We start from the raw sequence: 25,103 nt of genomic DNA, 5'->3' as shown, positions 1-25,103 counted from the left end.
AGAAAAAGGGGCCCGGCGGCCCCTTCTCCGTTGTCCTCAATTCAGAAACTGCCTGGATAATTGCCGCCATCCAGCAGCACGTTCTGGCCGGTCATGTAGGCCGCCTGCACCGAGCAGAGGAAAGCGCAGACCTGGCCGAATTCCTCGGCCGTGCCGAACCGGCCGGCCGGGATGCTGGCGGCCTGTTTCTCGAATTCGGCTTCCAGTTCCGCGCCGGCCTTGCCGGTCTGCGCGCCGATGGTCTGTTTCAGTCGGTCGGTCAGGAAACGGCCGGGCAGCAGGTTGTTGATGGTGACGCCGTCCTTGGTCACCTGGCGCGACGCGCCGGCGACGAAGCCATGCAGGCCCGAGCGCGCGCCATTCGAAAGCCCCAGGATCGGGATCGGCGCCTTCACCGCGCTGGAGGTGATGTTGACGATGCGGCCGAACTTGCGCGCCGCCATGCCATCCACCACCGCCTTGATCAGCAGGATCGGCGTGATCATGTTGGCGTCCACCGCCTTGATCCAGTCCTCGCGGCCCCAGTCGCGGAAATTGCCCGGCGGCGGGCCGCCGGCATTGTTGACCAGGATGTCGATCTGGCCTGCGGCGTCGAGCGCCTGCTGGCGGCCGGCCTCGGTGGTGATGTCGCCGGCCACGGTCTTCACCGTCACGCCCGGCGCCTCGGCGCGGATCTTCGCCGCCGCCTGTTCCAGCACCTCGGCGCCGCGCGCCGTGATGGTGACATTCACGCCTTCCTTCGCCAGCGCCACCGCGCAACCCAGCCCCAGCCCCTTGCTGGCGGCGCAGACCAGCGCGTTGCGGCCCCTGATGCCGAAATCCATGACTCGTTCTCCTGATGATCGGGCGAATTAAACCGCTCAACAGATAGCGTTACCGTACCAGTGCGGCAACTACTGGGCCGTCAGGCCGCCATCGACCAGCAGCTCGGAACCGGTGGTGAATTTGGATTCATCGCTGGCCAGATAGAGGATGGCCTGCGCCACATCCTCCACCGCGCCCATATGCCCGATGGGATGCAGGCTTTCGAGGAAGCGGCGGGTCTTTTCCGGTTCGCGCGAGCCATTGATGTGGCCCTGCACCAGCGCGGTCTCGACATAGGCCGGATGCACCGAATTGACGCGGATGTTCCAGCGGCCGTAAGCCGCCTCCATCGCCAGCGCCTTGGTGAACAGCGTGACCGCGCCTTTCGAGGCGCAATAGGCGGCCATCTGCGGCGCGCCGACCTTGCCGGCCACGGATGCCACGTTGACGATGGAGCCGCCGCCGCCCGGTTTATCGGATGCGGACTGGCGCATGAGCGGAATGGCATGCTTGCAGCCGAGGAAGACGCCGTCGGAATTCACCGCCTGCACCAGCCGCCATTCCTCCAGCGTCATCTCGGTGACGTTGCGATGCAGGCCGATGCCGGCATTGTTTACCAGCACGTCCAGCCGGCCTTCCCGTGCCGCCACATCGGCGACCACGGACTGCCACTGCTCTTCCCTGGTCACGTCCAGCGGCAGGAAACGGGCCCTGGGCCCCAGCGCCGCGGCAGCAGCCGCGCCGTCGCTGCGGTCGGTGAGGATCACCTGCGCGCCCTCGGTCACGAACAGCGCGGCGGCGGCACGGCCGAAGCCCGATGCCGCGCCGGTGATCAGCGCCACCTTGCTGTCCAGGCGTGGCATGTCAGGCGTCCTTCGCAGCAAGGCCCCAGTCGCGCAGGGCCGCCTCGCCGCCCTCGCCGCGTTTGGGCGGCGCGTTGCGGATCGTGCCCGGCGTGCGCGAGAATCGTGGCGCCGGCGCCGGCTGCGTCACGCCGTCAGGCGCCACGAAACTCTGCCGCGCCGCCATATGCGCGTGCTTCGGCGCTTCCTCCAGGCTCAGCACCGGGGCGAAGCAGATATCGCTGCCTTCCATGATGGCGCACCATTCGTCGCGCGTTTTCGTGCGGAAGGTGGCGGCGATGGCCGCCTGCAGCGAGGGCCAGCGCTTGCGGTCATGCTGCTTGGGCAGGATGGCCGGATCGAGGCCGAGCTTCTGGATCAGCTCGGCATAGAACTTGCCCTCGATGGAGCCGATGGCGACGAAGCGACCATCCTTGCACTCGAAGGTGCCGTACCACGGCGCGCCGCCATCCAGCATGTTGGTGCCGCGATTGTCGCTCCACAGGCCGGCCGCCTTCATGCCATAGAACATGGTCATCAGCGACGCCGCGCCGTCCACCATGGCGGCATCCACCACCTGGCCCCGGCCGGATTGCTGGCGCTCATACAAGGCCGCCAGCACGCCCATGGCGAGATACAGCGAACCGCCGCCGAAATCGCCCACCAGATTGAGCGGCGGCACCGGCTGGCCGACGTTTCCAATCGCATGCAGCGCGCCGGTCAGCGCGATGTAGTTGATGTCGTGGCCGGCGGCCGGCGCCATCGGGCCCTCCTGGCCCCAGCCGGTCATGCGGCCATAGACCAGTTTCGGATTGCGCTGCAGCGCCACGTCGGGACCCAGGCCCAGGCGTTCCATCACGCCGGGACGGAATCCTTCCAGCACCACATCGGCCTTCGCCATCAGATCGAGCGTCAGTCCGATGGCCTTGGCATCCTTCAGGTCGAGCGCCAGCGAGCGTTTGCCGCGCCCGAGCAGTTCGTATTTCGGTTCGATGGGCAAACCGAGATCGACATCGCCGGTGCGGTCGATGCGCAGCACGTCGGCGCCCAGATCGGCCAGCAGCATGCCACAGAACGGCACCGGGCCGATCGCCGGCATCTCGATCACCTTCAAACCGGAGAGCGGACCACTCATTTCTTGTCTCCGTGGCTCTTCGGCTGCCATGCAATCACCGGCAGGCCCTGCTTCTTCCACTCGCCGAAGCCGCCCTCGATATGGGCGAGCTTCTCCAGCCCCATATCCTTCGCCGTCTTGGTGGCCAGGGCCGAGCGCAGGCCGCCGGCGCAGTAGAAGATGAATTCCTTGTCCTCGGCGAAGGTCTTGCGGTGATACGGGCTCTCCGGATCGATCCAGAATTCCAGCATGCCGCGGGTGGCATGCAGCGCGTTGGGGATCAGGCCATCGCGCTCCAGCTCGCGCGGATCGCGGATATCGACAAACACCACGTTCGGATCGCTGAGTTTCGCGGCGGCCTGCTGCGGCGTGAGCGTGACGATCTCCGCCATCGCTTCCGCCACCAGGGCCTGGTAGCCTTTGCGCATCATGTTTCCTCCGTATTCGATGCGCCGACTATAGGTCAGCCGCCAAGATCAGACCATGCCCACCCCAGGCTGAGATGCTGATGCCACAGGCGCGGCTGCCAGGCCCAGCCTGACTCGATCACGGTGTTCTGCACGGCGGCCATCAGCGCATCGTTGTCTTCGATCAGCAGCGTGTTGCCGCGCCAGCGCTCCGGCGCGGCTGGCGCCTGGCCCAGTTCGCGCGCGGCATCGGGCCGCCCGATCACCAGCAAGACATTGACGACGCTGCGTTCGGAATCGAAGGCGAGATCGAGCCCGGTGATCCAGTCGCGGCCGGCCAGTCGATCGAGGTCCTGCCGGCGCAGATCGGCGGCATGGCCGGCCAGCAGCAGGCGGCCGCTGCGCGGATCATACTGCGCCTCGATGCGCAGGCCGGCCGAGTTCAGGTCCTCCAGCCGCTCGCGCAGCTCGGCCAGTTCCACCGGCACCGCATTGCCGCTGCGGAAAGCGGCCCGCTCCAGGCACAGGCTCGCCACCGCCAGATGCAGCGCCACCCAGAGCAGGGCAACGACGCCCTGCCCGATGCGGCTGTGCAGCAGGCGCAGCGGCCCGGGAAAACGCCGCGCGCGCAGGGCCGGCGTGGCGCGGCGGCGCTGGGTCAGGGCTTCGCTGTGCGGGCCATAGAAAGCGAACAGCGTGTCGCCGATCAGCAGCCACTGGCCGCGCGCATATCCGCCGGACGCGGTCTTGGCGCCGCCGGTCTGGAACGAGATGCCCGCATCGGCATATTCGACGCCGGCGGAGGCAAAATTGGCGAAGCGCAGGTCGGCGGCCTGCTCGGCCGCGCGCGCCGAGCGGAAGCGCGCCGCGATGCAGGCCGTGCCATCATGGAAACGCGCCAGTTCGGCGGCCAGCGCCTCGGGGAACAGCGGATGCAGGTCGCGGTATTCGCTGGCATGGCGGCCGAACACCGCCCAGGAATTCATGAAGCCGCCATAGCGCGTGGCCAGCGCCACGGTATCGATGGCGAGGCGACGGGCGGCCCAGCGGTCGAACAGCGCATAGAGCCCGGCCGGCAGGCCGATGCCGCTGACCAGGATCAGCAGCATGGCCAGCCATGGGCCATGCGCCGGCCAGTCGACGCCTGCCAAAACCTGGGCCCAAATCTGGGCGAAACGATCCACCACCTGCCGTCCCCGCCTGCCGCCGGATCTGATCCACGCCTAACGTACTGACACAACAATAGAATATCCGTTACCCAGATGTTAACGGAATCTTTGCCCCACATCTTATAAGCAGGAAGCGATCAAAACAGGCTTTCCGGAATCATGGCCCCGCTGCCGCCCTTCTCCGCCGCCCTCAACTCAGCCCGCGCCGACAGCTACCGCGTCGGCGGCCATCAGGTGAGCTACGAGCTGCTCAGCACGCTGAAGCAGGCCAGCAGCCGCACGGGCGTCGATTTTGCCTATCTGGTCGCGCAGGCCGGACAGGAAAGCGGCTTTCGCGCCGATGCCCAGGCGAAGACCAGCTCGGCCCGCGGCCTGTTCCAGTTCATCGAAAGCACCTGGCTGGAACTGGTGCGCGACCACGGCGCCAAATACGGCCTGACCGAACAGGCCGGCCAGATTTCCACCGGCAGCGACGGCCGCCCGCGCGTGGCCGATGCCGATACCCGCAAATCCATCCTGGCCCTGCGCGACGATCCGCGCGTCGCCGCCGCGATGGCGGCCGAATATGCCCGCAGCAACCAGCAGATCCTGTCGCGTGAATTCGGCGTGGATACGCAGAAGGTCGATCTCTATCTCGGCCATTTCCTCGGCGCCAATGGCGCCACCAAATTCCTCGCCGGCCTGAAGGACAATCCGGCGCAGAATGCCGCCAGCCTGCTGCCCGAGGCCGCCGCCGCCAATCAGGGCGTGTTCTATACCGCCGAGGGCAAGGCGCGCTCGCTGGGCGAGATCTACGCCTTCTTCAAGACCAAGCTGGACAGCAAGGCCACCGGCCTGGAGGCCGTGCCGCTGGACGATGCCGCCACCATCGCGCGCAGCAACGGCGGCCAGTCATCCCTGCAGAGCCAGCTCGACGAGCAGCGCCGCCTCACCGATGCCAGCGTGAAGATGATGGCGATGGAAATGCTGCACAAGATGATGCTCAGCCGCACCAACGCCTTCGGCCGCAGCGGCGACACCGACAGCAGCTGGTAAGCCTCACACCACCCCGGCTTACACCACTTTGGTCAGCACCGGCTGGCCGGCGAAGAACGCCAGGATATTCTTCAGCACCAGATCGCCCATCGCCTGCCGCGTGGCATGGGTGGCCGACCCCACATGCGGCGCCAGCGTCACGCTGTCGAGTTTCCACAAGGCCTCGGGCACATTCGGCTCGTCGGCGAACACGTCCAGCCCCGCTCCGGCCAGCTTGCCCTCCACCAGCGCCGTCACCAGCGCCGGCTCTACCACCACCGAGCCGCGCGCGATGTTGACCACATAGCCCTTCGGCCCCAGCGCGTCGATCACCGCCTGATTCACCAGGCCCTCGGTCTCCTTGCCGCCCGGGCAGGCGATCATCAGGATGTCGACGTCTTTCGCCATCGCCACCAGGTTGTCGTAATAGCGCCAGGGAATGTCGGCCTTCCTGCGCGGACCGAAATAACTGATCTCGACATTGAAGGGCTCGGCGCGGCGCGCGATCGCCTGGCCGATGCGGCCCAGTCCCAGCACGCCCATCTTCTTGCCGCCCAGCTTGTCGGTGAGCGGGAATTTCGCCTTCGGCCATTGCCCCTGGCGCACGAACTGGTCGCCCTGCGGAATGCGGCGCATCATCGCCAGCAGCAGGGCCATGGCGGTGTCGGCCACGTCGTCGGTCAGCACGTCGGGCGTGTTGGTCACCGTCACGCCGCGCTCTTTCGCGCAATCGATATCGATGGAGTCATACCCCACGCCGAAGCTGGAAATCATCTCCAGCCTGGGCAAAGCCTCGATCAGCGCGCGGTTGGCGCCCACGCCGCCCGAGGTGACCATGCCGCGCACGTTGGGGGCCACCTGTTTCAGCAGCGCATTGCGATCGCTCGCCTCCCACAGGCGGTGCACGTGGAATTCGCGGTCCAGCACCTGCTGGATCGCCGGCGGCATCGCGGTGGTCTGCACGATCTCGACGGCCATGGTCTCCTCCCGGCAACTGATGTATGGAACTGATATATGAGTTGCAAACCTAGCGGCAGGTTTGGGTTTCCCGCAAGCCACAGGCGGGACGAACCAAACGGACCAATCGGCCCTCAAAAGATTGACAGGCAGCAACGGTTGTTCCGATCCTGCCCGTCCCACAGGAGTCCCCGATGTCGAAGCCCGCACCTAAAGGCATGCAGCGCAACCTCGCCAATTACGGCGATGCCGGCTTTTCCGTTTTCCTGCGCAAGGCCTTCATCAAGGCGCTGGGTTATACCGACGAGGCGCTGTCGCGCCCGATCATCGGCATCGTCGACACGGCCTCGGGCTACAATGCCTGCCACCGCAACGTGCCCGACCTGATCGAGGCCGCCTCGCGCGGCGTGATGCTGGCCGGCGGCATCCCCGTGCCCTTCCCCGTGATCTCGATCCAGGAAAGTTTCGCCAATCCCACCAGCATGTATCTGCGCAACCTGATGGCGATGGACGCGGAAGAGATGATCCGCGCCCAGCCGATGGATGCCGTGATCCTGCTCGGCGGCTGCGACAAGACCGTGCCAGCTTTGCTCATGGGCGCGGCCAGCGCCAACGTGCCGGCCATCATGCTGGTCACCGGCCCGATGCTGGCGGGAAGCTGGCGCGGCGAAAAACTCGGCGCCTGCACCGATTGCCGCCGCTTCTGGGCGCGTTATCGCGCCGGCGAGATGACGGACGCCGAGATCAATGAGGTGAATGCCGAACTGGCGCCCACCATCGGCACCTGCGGCGTGATGGGCACGGCCAGCACCATGGCGCTGACCGTGGAGGCCATGGGCATGATGCTGCCCGGCGGCGCGGCCGTGCCGGCCGTGCATGCCGAACGCCGCCGCCTGGCCGAACAGACCGGCGCGCGCGCCGTATCGATGGCGGCCGAGGGCCTGACGCCCGACAGGATCATGACGCCGGCCGCGTTCAGGAACGCGCTGCGCGTTCTGCTCGCCGTGGGCGGCAGCACGAACGCGCTGATTCATCTGACTGCCATGGCGGGGCGGTTAGGCATCGGCATCGACCTCGAAGGCTTCGATAAACTCGGCCGCGAGACGCCGGTGCTGGTCGACCTGAAACCCACCGGCCAGCATTACATGGAAGACCTCTACAAGGCCGGCGGCCTGACGCCGATTTTGCGCGAGCTGGGCAGCCTGATCGACCGCTCCTGCCTCACCGTGACGGGCCAGACGCTGGGCGAGACTATCGACGCCGCACCGCCCTCCTGGCAGCAGGACGTGATCCGGCCGCTTGGGAATCCAGTTTATGCCAATGGCGCGATGGCGGTGCTGCGCGGCAACCTCGCCCCCGATGGCGCCATCATCAAGCAGGCGGCAGCGACGCAGAGCCTCTTGCAGCATGAAGGCCGCGCCGTGGTGTTCGACGGCCTGCCCGACCTGGCAGCGCGTCTCGACTCGCCCGATCTCGACGTGACGGCCGACGACATTCTGGTGCTGCGCAATGCCGGGCCGAAGGGCGCGCCCGGCATGCCCGAGGCCGGCTATATCCCGATCCCCAAGAAACTGGCGTTACAGGGCGTGAAGGACATGGTGCGCATCTCGGACGCGCGCATGAGCGGCACGGCCTATGGCACCATCGTTCTGCATATCGCGCCGGAGTCTGCGGCCGGCGGACCGTTGGCCTTGGTGCAAACCGGCGACCACATCCGGCTCGACACGACCGGCCGCCGCATCGACCTGCTGGTGAGTGATGCCGAATTACAGAAGCGCCGCGCGGCCCTGCCGCCGCTGCCCTCGGGCGACGGCCGGCGCGGCTATGAAAAACTCTATTTCGACAGCGTGACCCAGGCCGATAGCGGCTGCGATTTCGATTTCGCCGTGCCGGAGATTACGCAGACGGTGCCGTGAACCGTGCTGCACATCCTTACGCGGGCACCAGCCCGTGCCGCAGCATGATCGCCTTTACCTTCTCGATATCCGGCTTACCGCCGGCATTCATCACCTCGGCGATCTCCTCGAAATAGCGTTTGCCGATCGAACCCGGTGTCAGCACCGAAAGCACGCGCGCGGTCTCGGCATGCCGGTTGGCGTGGTGATGCGTGTTGCCGCGCGGGATGAACAGCGACTCGCCCGCCCTGATCTCATGCGTCACACCGTTGACCGTCGAGGTCATGGTGCCGGCCAGGCCGTAGATGAATTCATCGACGCCAACATGATGGTGTGGCGCCGGCACGCGGGCTTCGGGTGGCACGACGAATTCGAACACCGTGACATCGGCGAGCGGGTTGCTCTCGTCGACCTTGAAATGCAGTTCGAGCGCGCCGATCCGCACCAGGCTGTCATGATCCGCTTCCATCTGGGCTCCCGTTTGTGTAAAGTAACTTTACATCCGAATGTAAAAACACTTTACAGGCATGTCAATGACGATCCGCCGCTCCGGCCGGCCCATTCCGGACAGGGACACGCGCACCGCCCCCCGGGGCGCCACCGGCAACGACAATGATCGGGCCGCGCCACCCTTCATCGGCGCGCGGCTGCGCTATTCGTGGCAGCGCGTGCGGCAGAAGATCAAGGACGACATCGCCGCCGCCGGCTTCACCGATGTCACCGAACCGATGTTCCTGGTCTTCCATTATCCGCTGCCCGATGCGATGCGGCCGGCCGATCTGGCGCGACGTCTGGGCATGACGCGACAGGCAACGAATTACCTGATCCAGCAGATGGAGGTGCTGGGCTATCTGGAGCGCCGGGTGGCAAAGGGCGATACCGGTGGTCGCCGGTTGATCCATCTCACCAAGCGTGGCTGGCAGGTGGTCGAGGTGATCTTCGCATCATTGCGCGACAGTCAGGCCCAGTTGGCACGGCGGGTCGGCGAGAAGCGCTTTGCCGATTTCATGGCCGTGCTGGAGGTGTTGTCGGCGGAGGAACTTGTCCGGCTCGAACCGGCGCGCGCCGGCGGGGGTAAGAAAAACTCTATTTCGACAGCGTGACCCAGGCGAATAGCGGCGGCGATTTCGATTATACTGTGCCGGGGATTACGAGGCGGGTGCCGTAAATATTCTCACCACTCAAGTGAATCCAAGCAAGGCAATCAATGCCGTTATAGCAATGGTAGCGGCCACCCCGATTGTCTGTTCGACAAAGACCTTGGCCAGCCATTGAAGACCTTTGAGCAAAACGGGAACGATAGCGGATATGCGCACAGCATTACCGCTTAGCAACGTTTTGCCCGCCGCTATTTCAGTTGAACGCAGGTCTTTATCTTCCGTTGAGAGTTCGTTTGACTCTTTTATCAGCTTCTCAACGTTTGATAGCGCTTCACTGACCTTTACATATGATCGGCTATTATGATCAAGAGGAACCACTCGATCCGAAGCAGGTATGTTGTCGGAGTTATCAGACTCGTATCTAGCAAGGTATTTGATTAAATCTCGACTAAACGGATCAAATATCTGGTTGTTTATTTCGGAAACCATCGCTGAATAATTGTTGTCGGTATACAAAAAATGCGAGCAGAAATCATCTGGCGATAAAACTTCATTCGCAAACTGACGGAATAACTGCAAATGCAACCCCAGTCGCTTTTTTAGATCAGATGGCCATTTAAGCTTTCCAGAACCTAACATTCCCCGCATCGTCGCCGTGCATTCTGAGTACCAAGACGCAAAATCCACGTTCTGCTCAAGCGAAGAAATAATTGCCAATGCATGCGCGTCGCTCTCTAAATGGGAGAACCAACGTTGCAAATTATCGGCGTACAACTGATACCGGCTTCGAATGACGTCGCCCGTCAGTTCATGCAAATCGGGAATGAAATTTCCATTCATCTGCGCCCCTCCGACGTCATCGCCTATGTCGAAAGCGATGTTCGCGCTCCAACTCATCGAATACTTGAAAATCAATGCAAGTGTACCATGTAGAAGTACATCGTTCTTGCCCATCGTGAATCAGTATGTCCATTGCCGGCCCGCCAGCCGGCATTTTGCATTTTCAGGGCTTGGCGCGAACGGGATCGAACTGGCCCTGAACAGGATCGAACTGGTATCCAACCGGATCGAACCGGCCATCAACTGGCCCGAACTGGTCGCCAACCGGCCGACTACAGGCTGCCGCTTCCGGCGTCGGATTGGCCGGAATTGGCGATGATTGGCAATCATTGGCGATAATTGTCGATTATTGGCGAGCTTTGGCCGGCCCCGGATACCGTTCCGGGCGGCACGCACCACCGCTCTCTCTGGGCCGCGCCGGTCGACGCGCCCGCAGCAGCCCAGCCTTATCAGTGCTTTGCCGGCTATTCCGCCGCCGCCGATGCCTTGCCAGACGCCTTGCCAGCGTCCGCCCGGGTCGCCGGTTCGGGTTTCGCCTTGGCCAGCGGCACGAGGTTGTTGAGGAACTGGTCGGTGCAGGCATCCCAGGAATACTGCAAAGCCAGCGCGCGGCAGGCTTCGGGCGATTTGCCCAGGGCGTTCCGGATCGCCACGGCCAGGTCCTCGTGCAGGGCGCCCACCTCCGGATGCGGCCCCACGATGTCGATGGGCCCGGTCACCGGATAGGCCGCCACCGGCACGCCCGAGGCCAAAGCCTCGAGCAGCACCAGGCCGAAGGTGTCGGTCAGGCTGGGGAAGACGAACACGTCGGCGGCGGCGAAATAGCTGGCGAGGTGGCCGTTCTCCAGATAGCCGGCGAACACGGCTTCCGGGTATTTGGCGCGATAGCCTTCCAGGTCGGGGCCAATGCCCACCACCAGCTTGGTGCCGTCCAGTTTGAGCTGCAGGAAGGCTTCGATGTTCTTGTCCACCACCACGCGGCCGGCATAGAGATAAATCGGGCGCGGCAGGTCGAGGATGTCTTTCGGGCGCGGCTTGAAGCGCTCGATGTCCACGCCGCGCGACCAGGTCTTCAGGTTCTCGAAACCCCAGTCCGACAGGCTTTTCGCCAGGCTGTCGGTCGCCACCATCACGCCGGCCGAGCCGCCATGGAACCAGCGCATGAAGGCATAGCTCCATTTCAGCGGCAGCTTCGTGCGCTCGTGGATGTATTCGGGGAATTTGGTGTGATAGGCGGTGGTGAAGATCAGGTCGTTGCGCTTGCAGTATTTGCGCGCCGCCATGCCCAGCGGCCCTTCGGTGGCGATGTGGATCGCATCCGGCGCGAAAGCCTCGATCAGCTTCACCAGCCGGCGGTAGGGCAGGATCGAAAGCTCGATCTCGGGGTAAGTGGGGCATGGCACGCGGCGGAACTGCTCCGGCCCGATCACCTCCACCACATGGCCGCGGCGCTCCAGCACCTCGCGGGTCTTGGTCAGGGTCCGCACCACGCCGTTCACCTGCGGGTGCCATGCATCGGAAACGATCAGAATGCGCATGGATTGATCTCGCCTTTCATCCGGCCTGGCTGCCGGCGATTCACCGATTCCCAACAGGATCACGATTCGATGACAGGGCGATGAAAGCCTGGGGATAAGTCGGAGACAGTCATGACAGCGCCGTGACAATCCACAGGGTTGGGCCGCAGGAAACAGGCAGGCCGGGGCCCTGCTGCATTGCGGCATACGGCATTGCTGCCGCCCCTGGCTCTTGTCATAATTCGGCCATTCACGGGGAGTCGACCATGCGCCACAGCCGTCCTTTCGCCATCCTTGCCGCCGCCGCTCTTGCCCTTTTGGCCGGCCTCGCCGGGCCTGCCCGGGCCCAGGACAAGGTGGTGAATGTCTACAACTGGTCGGATTACATCGATCCGCAGGTGCTGAAGGATTTCGAGGCCGAGACCGGCATCCGCGTGCGCTACGACGTCTACGACTCCAACGACACGCTGGAATCCAAGCTGCTGGCCGGCAAGACCGGCTACGACATCGTGGTGCCGACGCAATACTACATGGCCCGCCAGGTGCAGGCCAAACTGCTCAAGCCGCTCGACAAGGCCAAGATCCCCAACCTGAAGAACCTCGACCTCGAGCTGATGCAGCGGCTGGCGAAGTTCGACCCCGAAAACAAGCATGCCGCCATCTATCTGTGGGGCACCAGCGGCATCGGCCTGAACCCCGACAAGATCAAGCAGCGCCTGCCCAACCCGCCGGCCAACAGCCTGCGCATGCTGTTCGATCCCGCTGTCGTGTCGAAGGTCGCCGATTGCGGTGTGGTGGTGCTGGACGCGCCCGACGAGCTGATGACCGCGGCGCTGAAATATCTCGGCCTCGATCCCAATGCCAAGGATGCCGACAGCATCGCCAAGGCCGAGGCGGCCCTGATGAAGGTGCGGCCCTATATCCGCAAGTTCCATTCCTCGCAGTACATCAACGACCTGGCCAATGGCGATGCCTGCCTGGCCTATGGCTTCTCGGGCGACATCCTGCAGGCCCGCACCCGCGCCGAAGAGGCCAAGAAGGGCGTGCGCGTGCAATACCTGCTGCCGAAGGAAGGCGCGCAGCAGTGGTTCGATGTGATGGCGATCCCCGCCGATGCGCCGAACCCCGACAACGCCCATGCCTTCATCAACTACATCCTGCAGCCCAAGGTGATCGCGAAAATCACCAACGCCGTGCAGTACCCCAATGCCGTGCCGGCCTCGCTGTCGCTGGTCTCGAAGGAGGCCATGGCCGACAAGGACGTGTTCCCCACCGCCGAGATCATCAAGACGCTGTATACCGTGCAGCCCTTCAACCAGAGCGAACAGCGTCTGCTGACCCGCGCCTGGACCCGCGTGAAGGGCGGCAACTGAGATCATGGCGCTGCTGGAGCTGCGCGGCGTCACCAAGCAGTATGGTGGCGAAACGGCGGTCGACGCCATCGACCTGAATGTCGAGGCCGGGGAAATCCTGGTCCTGCTCGGCCCATCGGGCTGCGGCAAGTCCACCCTGCTGCGCATGATCGCCGGCCTGGAACTGCCCGATGGCGGCCGGATTCTGCTGGACGGGCAGGACATCACCGCCCTGCCCGCCCATCGCCGGCCGGTGAACATGATGTTCCAGTCCTATGCGCTGTTTCCGCATCTTTCGGTGCGCGACAACATCGCCTTCGGCCTGCGCCGCGAGGCCCTGCCAGCGGCCGAGATCACGACGCGCGTGGACGAGGCCATGGCGATGCTGGAGATTGCCGGCTTCGCCGGCCGCAAGCCCGACCAGCTGTCCGGCGGCCAGCAGCAGCGCGTGGCCTTGGCCCGTGCGCTGGTGAAACGGCCGCGCCTGCTGCTGCTCGATGAACCGCTCGGCGCGCTCGACAAGCGCCTGCGCCAGCAGACCCAGGCAGAGTTGCGCCGGCTGAACCGCCAGACCGGCATCGCCTTCGTGTTCGTCACCCACGACAATGACGAGGCCATGGCGCTGGCCGACCGCATCGCCGTGATGCAGCACGGCCGCTTCCGCCAGATCGACGCGCCCCGCCGCATCTACGACCGGCCGGTGGATCGCTTCGTCGCCAGCCTGATGTGCGACATCAACCTGTTCGACGCCGAGGTGCAGGCGGAAAGCGGCGACCTTGTGCTGGCGAAGGCCGGCAGCCTCGACCTGCGGTTCCCCGCCGATGCCACGCCGCGCACGGCCGGCGGCCGACAGCTGCTCGGCCTGCGGCTGGAGCAGATCGAGATCTCGCGCGAGCCCCTGCCCGCCGCGCCCAACACCGCCTCGGGCGTCATCACCGATATCGAGTATATCGGCGACATGACCACGATTGCGGCCAAGCTGGCCGATGGCCGCATCCTCAAGGCCTCGCAGCTCAACGCCATCCACGAGCCGCTGCTGGAACTGGACCAGACCGTCTGGCTGCAATGGGAAGCGGCCGCCGTGATCCCGCTGGCCGACTGAGATGACCCGGCGCGGTTTTGTCCTGATCGCCCTGCCGGCCCTGTGGACCGCGCTGCTGGTCGCCGTGCCGCTGCTGATGGTGCTGAAGATCAGCTTCGCCGAACCGCAGATGGCCCAGCCGCCCTACACGCCGCTGTTTGCCGATGGCGCGCTGAGAATCCACTTCGGCAACTACACCCTGCTGATGGCCGATGCGCTGTATCTGCGCGCGCTGGGCAACAGCCTGCTTTATGCCGGTATCGGCACCATCTGTTGCCTCACGCTCGGCCTCGCCATCGCCCGTGCGGTGGAGCGCGCCGCGCCGCGCTGGCAGCCTTTCCTGCTGGTGCTGATCATCCTGCCCTTCTGGACCTCCTTCCTGATCCGGGTCTATGCCTGGATCGCGCTGCTCAAGCCCGAGGGCCTGATCAATGCCGCGCTGATCTGGCTCGGCCTGATCGATGAACCGCTGGTGATGATCAACACCGGCTTCGGCGTGGCCCTGGGCATGACCTATTCCTATCTGCCGTTCGCCATCCTGCCGATCTATGCCAGCCTGGTCGGCCAGTCGCCGAAACTCACCGAGGCCGCGGTCGACCTCGGCGCCTCGCCGCTGCAGGCCTTCTGGCTGGTCACCCTGCCGCTGGCGCGGCCGGGGCTTATCGCGGCCGGACTGATGGTGTTCATCCCCATGGTCGGCGAATTCGTGATCCCTGACCTGCTCGGCGGCTCGGCCACCATCATGCTGGGCCAGACATTGTGGACCGAATTCTTCTCCAACCGCGACTGGACGATGGCGAGCGCGCTGGCGGTGCTGCTTACCCTGCTGCTGCTCGGGCCCGCTTTGTGGCTGCAGCGGCTGGAACTGGGGGGCCGCACACGATGAGGCGTTTCAGCGGCATCAACCTCGCGGCTTTGGCCTTCGGCCTGGCCTTCCTCTACCTGCCGATCCTGCTGGTGGTGATCTTCTCCTTCAACGCCTCCAAGCTGGTCACGGTCTGGGGCGGCTTTTCGCTGCACTGGTATGGCGTGCTGTTTTCCAACCCCGCCTATCTGGAGGCTGCGCTGCATTCCCTGCAGATCGCCGTCGCCGCCGCCACGCTGGCCACCCTGCTCGGCACGCTGGGCGCGCTGGCGCTCACCCGACTCGGCCGCTTTCCCGGCCGGCAGGTATTCGGCGGCCTGATGCTGGCGCCGATGGTGCTGCCCGAGGTGATCCTCGGCGTTTCCGCGCTGATGCTCTTCGTCGCCCTCGATCTCGAGCGCGGCCTGCTCACCGTGGCGCTGGCCCATGCCACCTTTGGCACCGCCTTTGCGCTGGTGATCATCCAGTCGAAGCTGGTGAGCCTCGATCCCAACCTGGAAGCCGCCGCGCGCGACCTCGGTGCCGGGCCGGTCTCGGCCTTCCTGCTGGTGACGGTGCCCAGCCTGCTGCCGGCGCTGGTGGCAAGCTGGCTGCTGGCTTTCACGCTGTCGCTGGATGACGTGGTGATCGCATCCTTCGTCAACGGCCCCGGCGCCACGACATTGCCGGTGCGCGTCTATAGTGCCGTGCGGCTGGGCGTCTCGCCCGAGATCAACGCGATCTCGACCATCATGCTGGCGCTGGTCAGCCTCTGCGTCATCGCCGCCAGCCTGCTCTACAAGCGCAACCTGCCCAGGCACTGAATCCTGGCGCTGATCAGCGCGCCGCGTCGAAGCGGCGCCAGAATTCCGTTTCGCCGGCCGGCAGGCCAAACCGTATCCAGTGCGGCTGGCGCTCAAAAATGCGCACATGCACGCCCTGCTGCCGCAGCGCCGCCGCCAGTTTCGCGGCTTCGGGCACCTTGGCCAGACGATACAGGCTGGTGCCGCCCAGCACGTGGATGCCGCGTTCGCGCATGGCGAGATCGAAGCGCTGCGCCCGGGCGCGCAACTCATCCCGCATGGCGGCCTGCCATGCCGTATCGTTCAGCGCCACGGCGCCAATCGTCAGCGCCGGGCCACTCACCACCCATGGTCCAAGAGACGCGCGCAAGGCTTCGGTGAGGGCCGGCTGCCCCAGCACGAAACCCAGCCGCAAACCGGCCAGGCCAAAGAACTTGCCAAACGAGCGTAGGATGATCAGGCCAGCATCGCCGGCATTGCCGGAGAGGCTGGCCTCCGGCACCACATCCGCGAATGCCTCGTCCACGACCAGCCAGCCGCCCCTGCCTGCCAGTTCCTGCCGCCAGCGCCGCAGCAGATCGGGCCCCAGCGTGCGGCCATCGGGGTTGTTCGGATTCACCACGACCAGGATATCGGTATCGGCCAGCGTGCCGGGCAGCCCGTCAAGCTCGGTCACGCGATGGCCCAGCAGCCGCCAGGCATAGGCATGCTCGGCATAGGTGGGCCCCAGCACCGTCACCCGCGCGGGCGCGGGCGCGAACAGGCGCGGCAGCAACTGGATCGCCGCCTGTGTGCCGGGCAGCGCGACGATGCCGACCCCGGCCGGGCAGCCATAGGCTATGCTTGCCGCCGCCAGCAGATCATCCAGCGCGGCAGCGGCCGGCAGCCGCGTCCAATCGTCGGGCGACAGCGGCGGCAACGGATAGGCAAACGGATTGATGCCGGTGCTGAGGTCCAGCCAATCGCCGGCGAAGGCGCCCGGCGCGGTTTTCAGCGTACTGAGATCGCCGCCATGAACCGGCGGCATATCCCCGGAGGCCGGTTGACGGGATGGCGAAGCCTCGCCCATGGTGGTGTCGTCTTTCATTGGCGGCGATCTTACGGTGTACCCGGCTGCGATCAACCTCTGGCTCCTCGTCATCGCGCTCGGACTCGATGCCGCTTTCGGCTGGCCGGATACGCTCTACCGCGCCATCCGCCACCCGGTGGTGTGGATCGGTGCGCTGATCGGCCTGCTCGATCGCGGCCTGAACCGTCCGGCCTGGCGTATCTGGCAGCGGCAGATGGCCGGCATCGTCGCCCTGCTGCTCCTGCTCATCGCCTGCGTCGGCGTGGCAATCGCGATCAGTGCATTCCTGCGCACCCTGCCCTGGGGCTGGCTGATCGAGGGCCTGCTGGCCGCCAGCCTGATTGCCCAGCGCAGCCTGTATGACCACGTCGCCGCCGTGGCGCGTGGACTGGAACAGGATGGCCTGGCCGGCGGCCGAAAGGCCGTGGCGATGATCGTCGGCCGCGATCCCGAAAGCCTGGACGAACATGGCGTGAGCCGCGCCGCCATCGAAAGCCTGGCCGAGAATTTCTCCGACGGCGTGGTGGCGCCAGCCTTCTGGCTCGCCCTGCTCGGCCTGCCTGGCATCGTGCTGTACAAGGCCACCAACACCGCCGACAGCATGATCGGCCACAAGAACGACAAGTATCGTGCCTTTGGCTGGGCGGCGGCACGGTTCGACGATCTGCTGAACCTGCCGGCCTCGCGGCTTTCGGCCCTGCTGCTGATCCTTGCCGCGCTGCTCACGCCGAAAGCTGCGCCGGGCGATGCCTTCGCCGCCGTCGAGCGCGATGCCGGCCAGCACAAATCGCCCAATGCCGGCTGGCCCGAAGCGGCCATGGCCGGCGCGCTGGGCCTGAAGCTGGCCGGACCGCGCCGCTATGGCGAACGCTGGGTCGAGGATCACTGGATGGGGCATGGCCGCGAGAATGCCACGGCGGCCGATATCCGCCGCGCGCTGCGGCTCTTTGTCGTCGCCTGCCTGCTGCTGTTGGGTGGCGCCGTGCTGGCGGCTATCGCGCTGCGCTGATCAGCGCATCGACATCCAGATGCCGCTCGATGGCGGCAGCCAGCGCGTCCAGCGCGCTGTCCACCCCGGCCTCGTAATTGCCCGGCGCCACATCGCGCCCGCCCAGCAGCGTCAGATACGCGGCGCGGAAGGCATCGGATGCAAACAGGCCATGCAGATAGCAGCCGGCAATGCTGCCATCGGCGGAGACGGCGCCATCATGCCGGTTGTCCAGCCGCAGCAAGGGCCGTTCGGCATCGGGGCCGGTGGTACGGCCGACATGCATCTCATAACCGCGCACGGTCTCGCCGGTGAAACGCTCGAAGCCCTGCGTTTCGTGCAGGGCCTTGCCGCCGGTCAGTACGGTTTCGACATCGAGCAGGCCGAGGCCTGTCACGGTTTCCGGTGCACCCTCGATGCCCTCGGGATCGCTCACCATGCGGCCGAGCATCTGATAGCCGCCGCAGATGCCCAGCACCCGCCCGCCGCGCCGCAGATGACCGGCAAGATCCACGTCCCAACCCTGTTCGCGCAGGAATTTCAGGTCGGCGATGGTGGCCTTCGATCCGGGCAGGATCACCAGCGTGGCATCGGCCGGCAGTGGCTGCCCAGCCGGCACGAACACCAGCTTCACGCCCGGCTGCTGCCGCAGCGGATCGAAATCGTCAAAATTGGCGATATGGGCCAGACGCGGCACGGCGATGACGATGCCGCCGTCGGTGACTGCGACATCATCCAGCGCCATGCTGTCCTCGGCCGGCAGACGTGCCACCTCGGGCAGATGCGGCAGCACGCCGAAGCTGCGCCAGCCGGTGTGCTGGGTGATGATCTGCAGACCGCCATCAAACAGGCTGACATCGCCACGGAACTTGTTGATCAGGAATCCGGCCACCTGCGCCGCCTCTTCCGGTTCCAGCAGGGCCGCCGTGCCGACCAGCGAGGCGATCACGCCGCCCCGGTCGATATCGCCCACCAGCACGACCGGAACATCGGCGCGGGTGGCGAAGCCCATATTGGCGATGTCGTTGGCGCGCAGGTTCACCTCGGCCGGCGAGCCGGCGCCTTCCACCACGACGAAATCGGCGCCCTGCTTCAGTTTGCCGAAACTCTCGGCGACGAAGGGCCACAGCTCAGCCTTCTTCGCCAGGTAGCCGCGCGCATCGGTGCTGCCATGGATGCGGCCCTGCACCACGATCTGGCTGGTGCGGTCGCCCTGCGGCTTCAGCAGCACCGGATTCATATGCACGCTTGGCGCCACCCCGGCGGCACGCGCCTGCAGGGCCTGGGCGCGGCCGATCTCGCCGCCATCGGCCGTGACGGCCGCATTATTCGACATATTCTGCGGCTTGAACGGCCGTACGCTGTGGCCGCGCTTCACCAGGGCGCGGATCACGCCGGCACAGAGCACCGACTTGCCCACATCCGAGCCGGTGCCCTGGAACATCAGACAGCGCGCGGTCATTTCAGAACCAGCGGTAAGCCCGCAGCCATGAACACGGCATGGTCGGCCCGCGCCGCAAGCGCCTGGTTCAGGCGGCCCTGATGGTCGCGGAAATCGCGCGCCAGTTTATTGTCCGGCACGATACCGAGACCAACCTCGTTGGAGACCAGCAGCACGGGAAACCGCACGGCATCGAGAGCGGCCAGCAGGCCGGCGGTTTCCGTTGCGATGTCGCGGTTGGCATGCATGAGGTTGGACAGCCACAACGTCATGCAGTCGATCAGCACCGCGCCGGTATCCCCCCCGGCTTGATTGGCGTGCAAGGTCCGCAGCACCTCGGCAATCGCGATCGGCGCCTCGATATCGTGCCAGCGGTCGCCGCGCCGTGCCTTGTGCTCGGCGATGCGGGCGCGCATCTCCTCGTCCCAGGCTTCCGCCGTGGCGACATAGACCAGCCTGCCGCTACGCTTTTGCGCCAATTCCTCGGCCAGCCGCGACTTGCCCGAACGCGCACCGCCGAGGATCAGGGTGATCTTCGCATCGGCGCGCACAGAAGACATTACGCCTTCACCTTCTCGCGCAGGGTGACGAATTCCTCGGCCGCGGTGGGATGAATGCCCACGGTGGCATCGAAATCGGCCTTGGTGGCCTTGGCCTTGATGGCGATGGCAATGCCCTGGATGATCTCGCCGGCTTCCGGTCCCACCATATGGGCGCCGACCACACGATCAGACTTCGCATCCACCACCAGCTTCATCAGGATGCGCTCATCGCGACCAGACACAGTGGCGCGCATCGGCCGGAACGTGGTGCGGTAGACATCCACCTCGCCGTAGGTCTTGCGTGCATCCTCCTCGCTCAGGCCCACCGTGCCGACGCCGGGCTGGCTAAACACGGCGGCCGGCACGTCGTTATGATCGGCCTTGCGCGGCTTGTTGCCGAATACGGTATCGGCGAAGGCATGGCCTTCGCGGATCGCCACCGGAGTCAGGTTGATGCGGTTGGTGACATCGCCCACGGCATAGATGTTGGCAACGCTGGAGCGTGAATACTCGTCCACCACCACCGCGCCATCGCCATCGGTCTTCACGCCGACGGCTTCCAGCCCAAGGCCATCGGTATTGGGCTTGCGGCCGGTGGCGGCCATCACGGCATCGACTTCCATCGTGCTGCCATCGGTCAGATGCACCAGCAGGCCGCCGGCCACCTTCTCGATCTTCGTGACATCGGTTTTGACCTTCAGGTCAATGCCGCTTTTGATCAGCTCGGCAGCCAGATGGCTGCGGATATCGTGATCGAAGCCGCGCAGAATCTGCTCGCCGCGATAGAGCTGCGTCACCTTCGCGCCGAAGCCATTGAAGATGCCGGCGAACTCGCAGGCGATATAACCGCCGCCGATCACGATGATCCGCTTCGGCATCTCCTTCAGGTGAAACGCCTCGTTGGAGGTGATCATCAGCTCGGCGCCGGGAACGGACGGTTTGACCGGATGGCCGCCGGTGGCGATCAGGATCGTGCCCGCCGTGACGGGCCTGTCATTGATCAGGACGGTATGGGCATCCTTCAGGGTGGCGCGACCGTCAAAGGTCTTCGCGCCGGCATTCTCGAACAGGCCGCGATAGATTTTCTCGAGCCGGCCGATTTCCTTGTCCTTGGCGGCGATCATCGCCGGCCAGTCGAAGCGGCTCTCGCCGACGCTCCAGCCGAAACCGGCGGCATCCTCGAAGGCGTGGGAGAATTCCGAGCCATAGACCAGCAGTTTCTTTGGCACGCAGCCACGGATCACGCAGGTGCCGCCATAGCGGTATTCCTCGGCCACCGCGACGCGGGCGCCATAACCTGCCGCGATGCGCCCGGCGCGCACGCCGCCGGACCCGCCACCGATCACAAAGAGGTCGAAATCATACTGGCTCATGAGGGCCGGATCCTTCCGCAGCATATTCCGCAGGCAATTCATGCCCACGACCGACGCTGGAGATCAAGGTCCGAACCTCGGGATACCGATGGGCTGTGGCAATGTGGTGCAGCCGCAGGGCTTCGACAAGCGCGCCGCCCCGGCCCAGCAGACGGTCGGCATGGCGGATCATGACCGTATTAGGCCAGGCCTGCGGCCGGATTTCGGCCAGGGTGGCGAAAATATCCGTCTCGCGGCCGGGATTGCGCTGCGCCATCAGGCTGACAGCCGCCGCCGTGGAGCGCGACACACCGGCGAAGCAATGCACCAGCAGGTGATCCACGCGATCCGCGGCCAGACGCTCGCCCACCTCCAGGATGGCGGCCACATCCCGCTCGCCCGGCAGATCGCGGCCCTCGCTGGGTGTCACGATGTCATAGAAGCGGAATTCGTTGCGCCGGGCCGCCGGATGATGGGTATAGCCCTCGGGCGGCGGTGTGCCGGGATCGAGGATTCCGAGGATATGCGTCACGTCGCCGGCGAAGTGATGCAGTTCCGCCACGCCGCAGATGCTGAGGCGAAAAGGCAGCAGGCGCCGCGCGACAACAGGACTCATTCCAAATTCCTCTTCATTCCACCGTCACCGACTTGGCCAGGTTGCGCGGCTGGTCGACGTCGGTGCCCTTCAGCACAGCCACGTGATAGGCCAGCAACTGCACCGGAATGGCATACAGAATCGGCGCCACAAAAGGTTCGACTTCCGGCAGTTCCACCGTGGCGAAGGTGCGCTCGTCGATATGGGCAAAACCCTTCTTGTCCGACATGAAGATGACCCTGCCGCCGCGCGCCATCACCTCCTGCATGTTGGAAATGGTCTTCTCGAACAGGCTGTCGCTCGGCGCGATCACGATCACCGGCACCTGCTCGTCGATCAGGGCGATCGGGCCATGCTTCAACTCGCCGGCGGCATAGCCTTCGGCATGAATATAGGAAATTTCCTTGAGCTTCAGCGCGCCTTCCAGCGCCAACGGGAAGCAGGAGCCGCGACCGATATACAGCACGTCACGCGCATCCATGATCTGCTCGGCCAGGGCCTGCAGGTCGTCGTCGTGATTCAGCACCTCGGCGGCCCGTGCCGGCACCTCGATCAAGGCGGCCATCAGACGAGCGGCTTCATCCTGCCCCAATGCCTTGCGGGCCTGCGCCACAGCGAGGCTGAAGGCTGCCAGCGTGACGAGCTGGCAGGTGAAGGCCTTGGTCGAGGCCACGCCGATCTCTGGGCCGGCCTTGGTCGGCAGCACGCCATCGGCTTCGCGCGCCATGCTGCTTTCCGGCACGTTGACGATAACCAGCGTCCGCCCGCCATTCTGCTTGACGTAACGCAAGGCGGCGAGGGTGTCGGCCGTCTCACCCGATTGCGAGATGAAGATCGACAGGCCCTTCGGATCGACCGGTGCCTCGCGATAGCGGAACTCGGAGGCGACATCCACCTCGACATTGATGCGGGCGTAGCGCTCCAGCCAGTATTTCGCCACCAGGCCGGAATAATACGAGGTGCCGCAGGCGACGATGGTGATGCGGCTGATCTGCGCCAGATCCAGCCCCAGATCGGGCAGATGCACCCAGCGGTCAGTCGGGCTGACCACGGTGTTGATGGTATCGCCCATCACCGCCGGCTGCTCGTAGATTTCCTTCTGCATGTAGTGGCGGTAATTGCCCTTGCCGATCATGGCGCCGCTGATCGCGGTGGGCCGCACGGCACGTTCGACCGGATTGTTGTCGGCATCGAAAAAGCGCGCCGACCCACGACTTAAAACCACCCAGTCGCCCTCTTCCAGATAGGCGATCCTGTCGGTCAGCGGTGCCAGCGCCAGGGCATCGGAGCCGAGATACATCTCGCCCTTGCCGAAACCCACAGCCAGCGGCGCGCCACGACGGGCACCGATCAGCAGGTCGTCCTTGCCATGGAACAGGATGCCCAATGCGAAGGCACCGCGCAGGCGCCCCAACGCAGCCTTCACGGCCGCTTCGGGGGCCAGACCCTCGACCAGATACTGGTCGATCAGCCGCATGGCGACTTCGGTATCGGTCTGGCTCTGGAAGGTCTGCCCCTTGGCTATCAACTCTTCGGCCAGTTCGCGGTAATTCTCGATGATGCCGTTATGCACCAGCGCAACGCGTTCGGTGGCATGAGGATGGGCATTCGCCTCGTTCGGCGCGCCATGGGTGGCCCAGCGGGTATGGGCAATGCCGATCAAACCCTGCAGGGGCCGCTCGCTCAGCCTGCCTTCCAGGTTGACGATCTTGCCTTCGGCACGACACCGCTCGATCATGCCCTTGTCGCTCAGCGTGGCGACGCCGGCGGAATCATAGCCGCGATATTCCAACCGCTTCAGGCCGTCGATCAGCAGGGGGACCACATTCCGCGTGCCGACGACGCCGACAATTCCGCACATACGCCCTGCTCCTATTTTTTCTTCTTCCGCGCCGCCTTGGCGGCACGGAATTTCGCGGCAAAGCCGGGCTTGTCATCCTGACGACCACGCGCCACGGCCAGGGCATCCGCCGGCACGTCGCGCGTCACCACGCTGCCGGCCGCCACCATGGCGCCGTCGCCGACCTTCACCGGCGCCACCAGCGCCGAGTTCGAGCCGATGAAGGCGCCGGCGCCGATATCGGTAAAATGCTTGTCGAAGCCATCGTAATTGCAGGTGATGGTGCCGGCGCCGACATTGGCTTTTGCGCCCACGCGGGCGTCGCCGATATAGGTCAGGTGGTTGACCTTGGCGCCCTTCTCCACGCGGGCATTCTTGATCTCGACGAAATTGCCGATATGCGCCTGCTCGTCGATGCGGGCGCCGGGCCGCAGGCGGGCGAACGGCCCGATCGTGGCACCCGAGGCGATGCTGGCGCCTTCGATATGGCTGTGGCTGCGGATCACCACATCGTCGGCAACGTTGACGCCGGGGCCGAACACCACGAAGGGTTCGATCACGATGTCGCGGCCAAGTTTTGTGTCGCTGCGCAGATACACCGTTTCCGGCGCCATCATGGTCACGCCATTGGCCATCGCGGCCTGGCGCAGGCGTTGCTGCATCGCGGCTTCGGCCATGCTCAGTTCGGCGCGGGTGTTGATGCCCATCACCTCGACCGGGTCGGCCTCCACCACGCGGCAGGTCCAGCCCCGCGCATTGGCATGCTCGACCACGTCGGTCAGCAGGTATTCGCCCTGGGCGTTCCTGTTGCTGAGTTTCTTCAGCAGAGCCGGCAGTCGCGCACCATCCAGTGCCATCAAACCAGCATTGCACAGCCGCACCGCGCGTTCCTCGGCCGAGGCATTCTTGTATTCGACGATCTTCTGCAACTGGCCTTTGGCATCGACGATCAGACGGCCGTAGGCGGCAGGGTCGGCGGGCCGGAAACCCACGATCACGGCTGCCGGGTTGCTTTTATGCCGGCGGGCCGCCACCAGGCCCTTGAGCAGGTCGGCCGTCAGCAGAGGCGTATCGCCGAATACCACCAGCACATCGCCCCTGAAACCTTTCAGCGCCGGCAGCGCCGACATCACAGCATGGCCGGTGCCCTGCGGCGGATGCTGCACCACTGTACGCGCCGGCCTGGCGGCATCCACCACGGCGGCCTGATCCTTGCCGGTCACGACGATGACGCGGTCGGGCTTCAGGCTGGCGGCAGCCTCCAGCACGTGATGCAGCATTGCGCGGCCAGCCACCGGGTGTAGCACCTTGGGCAGGCGCGATTTCATCCGCGTGCCCTGGCCGGCGGCCAGCACCACTACGGCCACCGCCTGCCTTGCCGCCTTGGGTGTTGCCGCCTTGGACTTTGCTGGGGGCCGTTTCGCCATCAACCTGTTCCGTGTACAAAAACGCGATTCGCCGCATCTGGCGCGGCGGGACTGTGTCATAGCCGCCCGGGGCAACGGAAATCAAATGCTCTTTCCGTCTGTTTCAGGGT

24 protein-coding genes are annotated in these 25,103 nt (G+C 65.3%); 8 read left to right on the top strand and 16 right to left on the bottom strand.

What is annotated here, in order from left to right:
- Window positions 1-41 precede the first annotated feature (41 nt).
- The 5 genes from ACE3OO_RS16470 to ACE3OO_RS16450 all read right to left on the bottom strand — a co-directional run bounded on the left by ACE3OO_RS16470 (window position 42) and on the right by ACE3OO_RS16450 (window position 4,351).
- Window positions 42-824, bottom strand: a complete 783-nt coding sequence (locus ACE3OO_RS16470; protein WP_374304528.1) for an SDR family oxidoreductase — start codon at window positions 822-824, stop codon at window positions 42-44.
- A gap of 69 nt (window positions 825-893) precedes the next feature.
- Window positions 894-1,667, bottom strand: a complete 774-nt coding sequence (locus ACE3OO_RS16465) for a glucose 1-dehydrogenase (protein ID WP_374304527.1) — start codon at window positions 1,665-1,667, stop codon at window positions 894-896.
- Window position 1,668: 1 nt separating this feature from the next.
- The gene (locus tag ACE3OO_RS16460; RefSeq protein ID WP_374304526.1) at window positions 1,669-2,781 is read right to left on the bottom strand and encodes a CaiB/BaiF CoA transferase family protein; all 1,113 of its coding nucleotides are present in this window, start codon (window positions 2,779-2,781) and stop codon (window positions 1,669-1,671) included.
- A complete protein-coding gene (locus tag ACE3OO_RS16455; protein WP_374304525.1) occupies window positions 2,778-3,191 on the bottom strand; it encodes a rhodanese-like domain-containing protein in 414 nt (137 codons plus the stop codon). Before ACE3OO_RS16455 ends, ACE3OO_RS16460 begins: the two co-directional genes overlap by 4 nt.
- 32 nt (window positions 3,192-3,223) lie before the next feature.
- Window positions 3,224-4,351: a hypothetical protein gene (locus ACE3OO_RS16450; protein ID WP_374304524.1), complete on the bottom strand. Its 1,128-nt coding sequence runs from the start codon at window positions 4,349-4,351 to the stop codon at window positions 3,224-3,226.
- Window positions 4,352-4,495: 144 nt separating this feature from the next.
- On the opposite strand from ACE3OO_RS16450, the gene ACE3OO_RS16445 reads away from it, so the two are divergent.
- Complete coding sequence (locus tag ACE3OO_RS16445) at window positions 4,496-5,371, top strand: transglycosylase SLT domain-containing protein (RefSeq protein WP_374304523.1); 876 nt, start codon at window positions 4,496-4,498, stop codon at window positions 5,369-5,371.
- 18 nt (window positions 5,372-5,389) lie between these two features.
- Here ACE3OO_RS16445 and ACE3OO_RS16440 read toward each other — a convergent pair whose 3' ends face one another.
- The gene (locus tag ACE3OO_RS16440) at window positions 5,390-6,328 is read right to left on the bottom strand and encodes a 2-hydroxyacid dehydrogenase (RefSeq protein ID WP_374304522.1); all 939 of its coding nucleotides are present in this window, start codon (window positions 6,326-6,328) and stop codon (window positions 5,390-5,392) included.
- A gap of 173 nt (window positions 6,329-6,501) precedes the next feature.
- On the opposite strand from ACE3OO_RS16440, the gene ACE3OO_RS16435 reads away from it, so the two are divergent.
- Window positions 6,502-8,223, top strand: coding sequence for an IlvD/Edd family dehydratase (locus ACE3OO_RS16435; RefSeq protein WP_374304521.1), 1,722 nt, complete (start codon window positions 6,502-6,504; stop codon window positions 8,221-8,223).
- 16 nt (window positions 8,224-8,239) lie between these two features.
- Here the strand turns inward: ACE3OO_RS16435 and ACE3OO_RS16430 are convergent, their stop codons facing one another.
- On the bottom strand, window positions 8,240-8,671 hold the full coding sequence (locus tag ACE3OO_RS16430) for a cupin domain-containing protein (protein ID WP_374304520.1): 432 nt from the start codon (window positions 8,669-8,671) through the stop codon (window positions 8,240-8,242).
- A 64-nt stretch (window positions 8,672-8,735) separates the two neighbouring features.
- Between ACE3OO_RS16430 and ACE3OO_RS16425 the strand changes: the two genes are divergently transcribed.
- Window positions 8,736-9,305 carry a MarR family winged helix-turn-helix transcriptional regulator gene (locus ACE3OO_RS16425; RefSeq protein ID WP_374304519.1) on the top strand — a complete coding sequence of 190 codons (570 nt, stop codon included), beginning with the start codon at window positions 8,736-8,738 and terminating at the stop codon, window positions 9,303-9,305.
- Between the two features lie 78 nt (window positions 9,306-9,383).
- On the opposite strand, the gene ACE3OO_RS16420 is transcribed toward ACE3OO_RS16425, so the two are convergent.
- Window positions 9,384-10,256 carry a hypothetical protein gene (locus ACE3OO_RS16420; RefSeq protein WP_374304518.1) on the bottom strand — a complete coding sequence of 291 codons (873 nt, stop codon included), beginning with the start codon at window positions 10,254-10,256 and terminating at the stop codon, window positions 9,384-9,386.
- Window positions 10,257-10,606: 350 nt separating this feature from the next.
- The gene (locus ACE3OO_RS16415) at window positions 10,607-11,680 is read right to left on the bottom strand and encodes a glycosyltransferase family 4 protein (RefSeq protein ID WP_374304517.1); all 1,074 of its coding nucleotides are present in this window, start codon (window positions 11,678-11,680) and stop codon (window positions 10,607-10,609) included.
- Window positions 11,681-11,925: 245 nt separating this feature from the next.
- On the opposite strand from ACE3OO_RS16415, the gene ACE3OO_RS16410 reads away from it, so the two are divergent.
- Genes ACE3OO_RS16410 through ACE3OO_RS16395 form a run of 4 tightly spaced genes read left to right on the top strand, consistent with a single transcriptional unit; the run spans window position 11,926 to window position 15,760 of the window.
- On the top strand, window positions 11,926-13,032 hold the full coding sequence (locus tag ACE3OO_RS16410) for a polyamine ABC transporter substrate-binding protein (protein ID WP_374304516.1): 1,107 nt from the start codon (window positions 11,926-11,928) through the stop codon (window positions 13,030-13,032).
- 4 nt (window positions 13,033-13,036) lie between these two features.
- Window positions 13,037-14,113 carry an ABC transporter ATP-binding protein gene (locus ACE3OO_RS16405; RefSeq protein WP_374304515.1) on the top strand — a complete coding sequence of 359 codons (1,077 nt, stop codon included), beginning with the start codon at window positions 13,037-13,039 and terminating at the stop codon, window positions 14,111-14,113.
- Window position 14,114: 1 nt separating this feature from the next.
- On the top strand, window positions 14,115-14,978 hold the full coding sequence (locus ACE3OO_RS16400) for an ABC transporter permease (protein ID WP_374304514.1): 864 nt from the start codon (window positions 14,115-14,117) through the stop codon (window positions 14,976-14,978).
- Window positions 14,975-15,760: an ABC transporter permease gene (locus tag ACE3OO_RS16395; RefSeq protein WP_374304513.1), complete on the top strand. Its 786-nt coding sequence runs from the start codon at window positions 14,975-14,977 to the stop codon at window positions 15,758-15,760. Before ACE3OO_RS16400 ends, ACE3OO_RS16395 begins: the two co-directional genes overlap by 4 nt.
- A 13-nt stretch (window positions 15,761-15,773) precedes the next feature.
- Here the strand turns inward: ACE3OO_RS16395 and cobD are convergent, their stop codons facing one another.
- Window positions 15,774-16,826: a threonine-phosphate decarboxylase CobD gene (cobD, locus tag ACE3OO_RS16390; protein ID WP_374304512.1), complete on the bottom strand. Its 1,053-nt coding sequence runs from the start codon at window positions 16,824-16,826 to the stop codon at window positions 15,774-15,776.
- Here cobD and cbiB point away from each other — a divergent pair.
- Window positions 16,807-17,817: an adenosylcobinamide-phosphate synthase CbiB gene (cbiB, locus tag ACE3OO_RS16385; protein WP_374304511.1), complete on the top strand. Its 1,011-nt coding sequence runs from the start codon at window positions 16,807-16,809 to the stop codon at window positions 17,815-17,817. The genes cobD and cbiB overlap by 20 nt on opposite strands.
- Here the strand turns inward: cbiB and ACE3OO_RS16380 are convergent.
- From ACE3OO_RS16380 to glmU, 6 genes are read right to left on the bottom strand one after another with little or no spacing between them, the layout of a single operon-like run.
- Entirely contained in the window at window positions 17,801-19,258 is a 1,458-nt protein-coding gene (locus ACE3OO_RS16380; RefSeq protein ID WP_374304510.1) for a cobyric acid synthase, read from the bottom strand. The genes cbiB and ACE3OO_RS16380 overlap by 17 nt on opposite strands.
- A complete protein-coding gene (gene cobU, locus ACE3OO_RS16375) occupies window positions 19,255-19,797 on the bottom strand; it encodes a bifunctional adenosylcobinamide kinase/adenosylcobinamide-phosphate guanylyltransferase (RefSeq protein ID WP_374304509.1) in 543 nt (180 codons plus the stop codon). The genes ACE3OO_RS16380 and cobU overlap by 4 nt, the downstream gene beginning before the upstream one ends.
- Window positions 19,797-21,152 (bottom strand): glutathione-disulfide reductase, encoded by a 1,356-nt coding sequence (gene gor, locus ACE3OO_RS16370; protein WP_374304508.1) that lies wholly within the window; start codon window positions 21,150-21,152, stop codon window positions 19,797-19,799. Before gor ends, cobU begins: the two co-directional genes overlap by 1 nt.
- Entirely contained in the window at window positions 21,139-21,747 is a 609-nt protein-coding gene (locus ACE3OO_RS16365) for a tyrosine phosphatase family protein (RefSeq protein ID WP_374304507.1), read from the bottom strand. Before ACE3OO_RS16365 ends, gor begins: the two co-directional genes overlap by 14 nt.
- A gap of 13 nt (window positions 21,748-21,760) precedes the next feature.
- On the bottom strand, window positions 21,761-23,587 hold the full coding sequence (glmS, locus tag ACE3OO_RS16360) for a glutamine--fructose-6-phosphate transaminase (isomerizing) (protein WP_374304506.1): 1,827 nt from the start codon (window positions 23,585-23,587) through the stop codon (window positions 21,761-21,763).
- An 11-nt stretch (window positions 23,588-23,598) separates the two neighbouring features.
- Complete coding sequence (glmU, locus tag ACE3OO_RS16355) at window positions 23,599-24,993, bottom strand: bifunctional UDP-N-acetylglucosamine diphosphorylase/glucosamine-1-phosphate N-acetyltransferase GlmU (protein WP_374304505.1); 1,395 nt, start codon at window positions 24,991-24,993, stop codon at window positions 23,599-23,601.
- Between the last annotated feature and the right edge of the window lie 110 nt (window positions 24,994-25,103).

The sequence above is a fragment of the Ferrovibrio sp. genome, from assembly GCF_041906005.1.
Taxonomy (GTDB): Bacteria; Pseudomonadota; Alphaproteobacteria; order Ferrovibrionales; family Ferrovibrionaceae; genus Ferrovibrio.
Note: the sequence above shows the minus strand (reverse complement) of the source record. Positions and strands in the feature narration are given on the sequence as shown.

Coding starts and splice junctions, on each gene's coding strand:
- ACE3OO_RS16470 (WP_374304528.1), bottom strand. CDS start 824: ATGGATTTCGGCATCAGGGGCCGCAACGCGCTGGTCTGCGCCGCCAGC.
- ACE3OO_RS16465 (WP_374304527.1), bottom strand. CDS start 1,667: ATGCCACGCCTGGACAGCAAGGTGGCGCTGATCACCGGCGCGGCATCG.
- ACE3OO_RS16460 (WP_374304526.1), bottom strand. CDS start 2,781: ATGAGTGGTCCGCTCTCCGGTTTGAAGGTGATCGAGATGCCGGCGATC.
- ACE3OO_RS16455 (WP_374304525.1), bottom strand. CDS start 3,191: ATGATGCGCAAAGGCTACCAGGCCCTGGTGGCGGAAGCGATGGCGGAG.
- ACE3OO_RS16445 (WP_374304523.1), top strand. CDS start 4,496: ATGGCCCCGCTGCCGCCCTTCTCCGCCGCCCTCAACTCAGCCCGCGCC.
- ACE3OO_RS16440 (WP_374304522.1), bottom strand. CDS start 6,328: ATGGCCGTCGAGATCGTGCAGACCACCGCGATGCCGCCGGCGATCCAG.
- ACE3OO_RS16435 (WP_374304521.1), top strand. CDS start 6,502: ATGTCGAAGCCCGCACCTAAAGGCATGCAGCGCAACCTCGCCAATTAC.
- ACE3OO_RS16430 (WP_374304520.1), bottom strand. CDS start 8,671: ATGGAAGCGGATCATGACAGCCTGGTGCGGATCGGCGCGCTCGAACTG.
- ACE3OO_RS16425 (WP_374304519.1), top strand. CDS start 8,736: ATGACGATCCGCCGCTCCGGCCGGCCCATTCCGGACAGGGACACGCGC.
- ACE3OO_RS16420 (WP_374304518.1), bottom strand. CDS start 10,256: ATGGGCAAGAACGATGTACTTCTACATGGTACACTTGCATTGATTTTC.
- ACE3OO_RS16415 (WP_374304517.1), bottom strand. CDS start 11,680: ATGCGCATTCTGATCGTTTCCGATGCATGGCACCCGCAGGTGAACGGC.
- ACE3OO_RS16410 (WP_374304516.1), top strand. CDS start 11,926: ATGCGCCACAGCCGTCCTTTCGCCATCCTTGCCGCCGCCGCTCTTGCC.
- ACE3OO_RS16405 (WP_374304515.1), top strand. CDS start 13,037: ATGGCGCTGCTGGAGCTGCGCGGCGTCACCAAGCAGTATGGTGGCGAA.
- ACE3OO_RS16400 (WP_374304514.1), top strand. CDS start 14,115: ATGACCCGGCGCGGTTTTGTCCTGATCGCCCTGCCGGCCCTGTGGACC.
- ACE3OO_RS16395 (WP_374304513.1), top strand. CDS start 14,975: ATGAGGCGTTTCAGCGGCATCAACCTCGCGGCTTTGGCCTTCGGCCTG.
- cbiB (WP_374304511.1), top strand. CDS start 16,807: ATGGTGGTGTCGTCTTTCATTGGCGGCGATCTTACGGTGTACCCGGCT.
- cobD (WP_374304512.1), bottom strand. CDS start 16,826: ATGAAAGACGACACCACCATGGGCGAGGCTTCGCCATCCCGTCAACCG.
- ACE3OO_RS16380 (WP_374304510.1), bottom strand. CDS start 19,258: ATGACCGCGCGCTGTCTGATGTTCCAGGGCACCGGCTCGGATGTGGGC.
- cobU (WP_374304509.1), bottom strand. CDS start 19,797: ATGTCTTCTGTGCGCGCCGATGCGAAGATCACCCTGATCCTCGGCGGT.
- gor (WP_374304508.1), bottom strand. CDS start 21,152: ATGAGCCAGTATGATTTCGACCTCTTTGTGATCGGTGGCGGGTCCGGC.
- ACE3OO_RS16365 (WP_374304507.1), bottom strand. CDS start 21,747: ATGAGTCCTGTTGTCGCGCGGCGCCTGCTGCCTTTTCGCCTCAGCATC.
- glmS (WP_374304506.1), bottom strand. CDS start 23,587: ATGTGCGGAATTGTCGGCGTCGTCGGCACGCGGAATGTGGTCCCCCTG.
- glmU (WP_374304505.1), bottom strand. CDS start 24,993: ATGGCGAAACGGCCCCCAGCAAAGTCCAAGGCGGCAACACCCAAGGCG.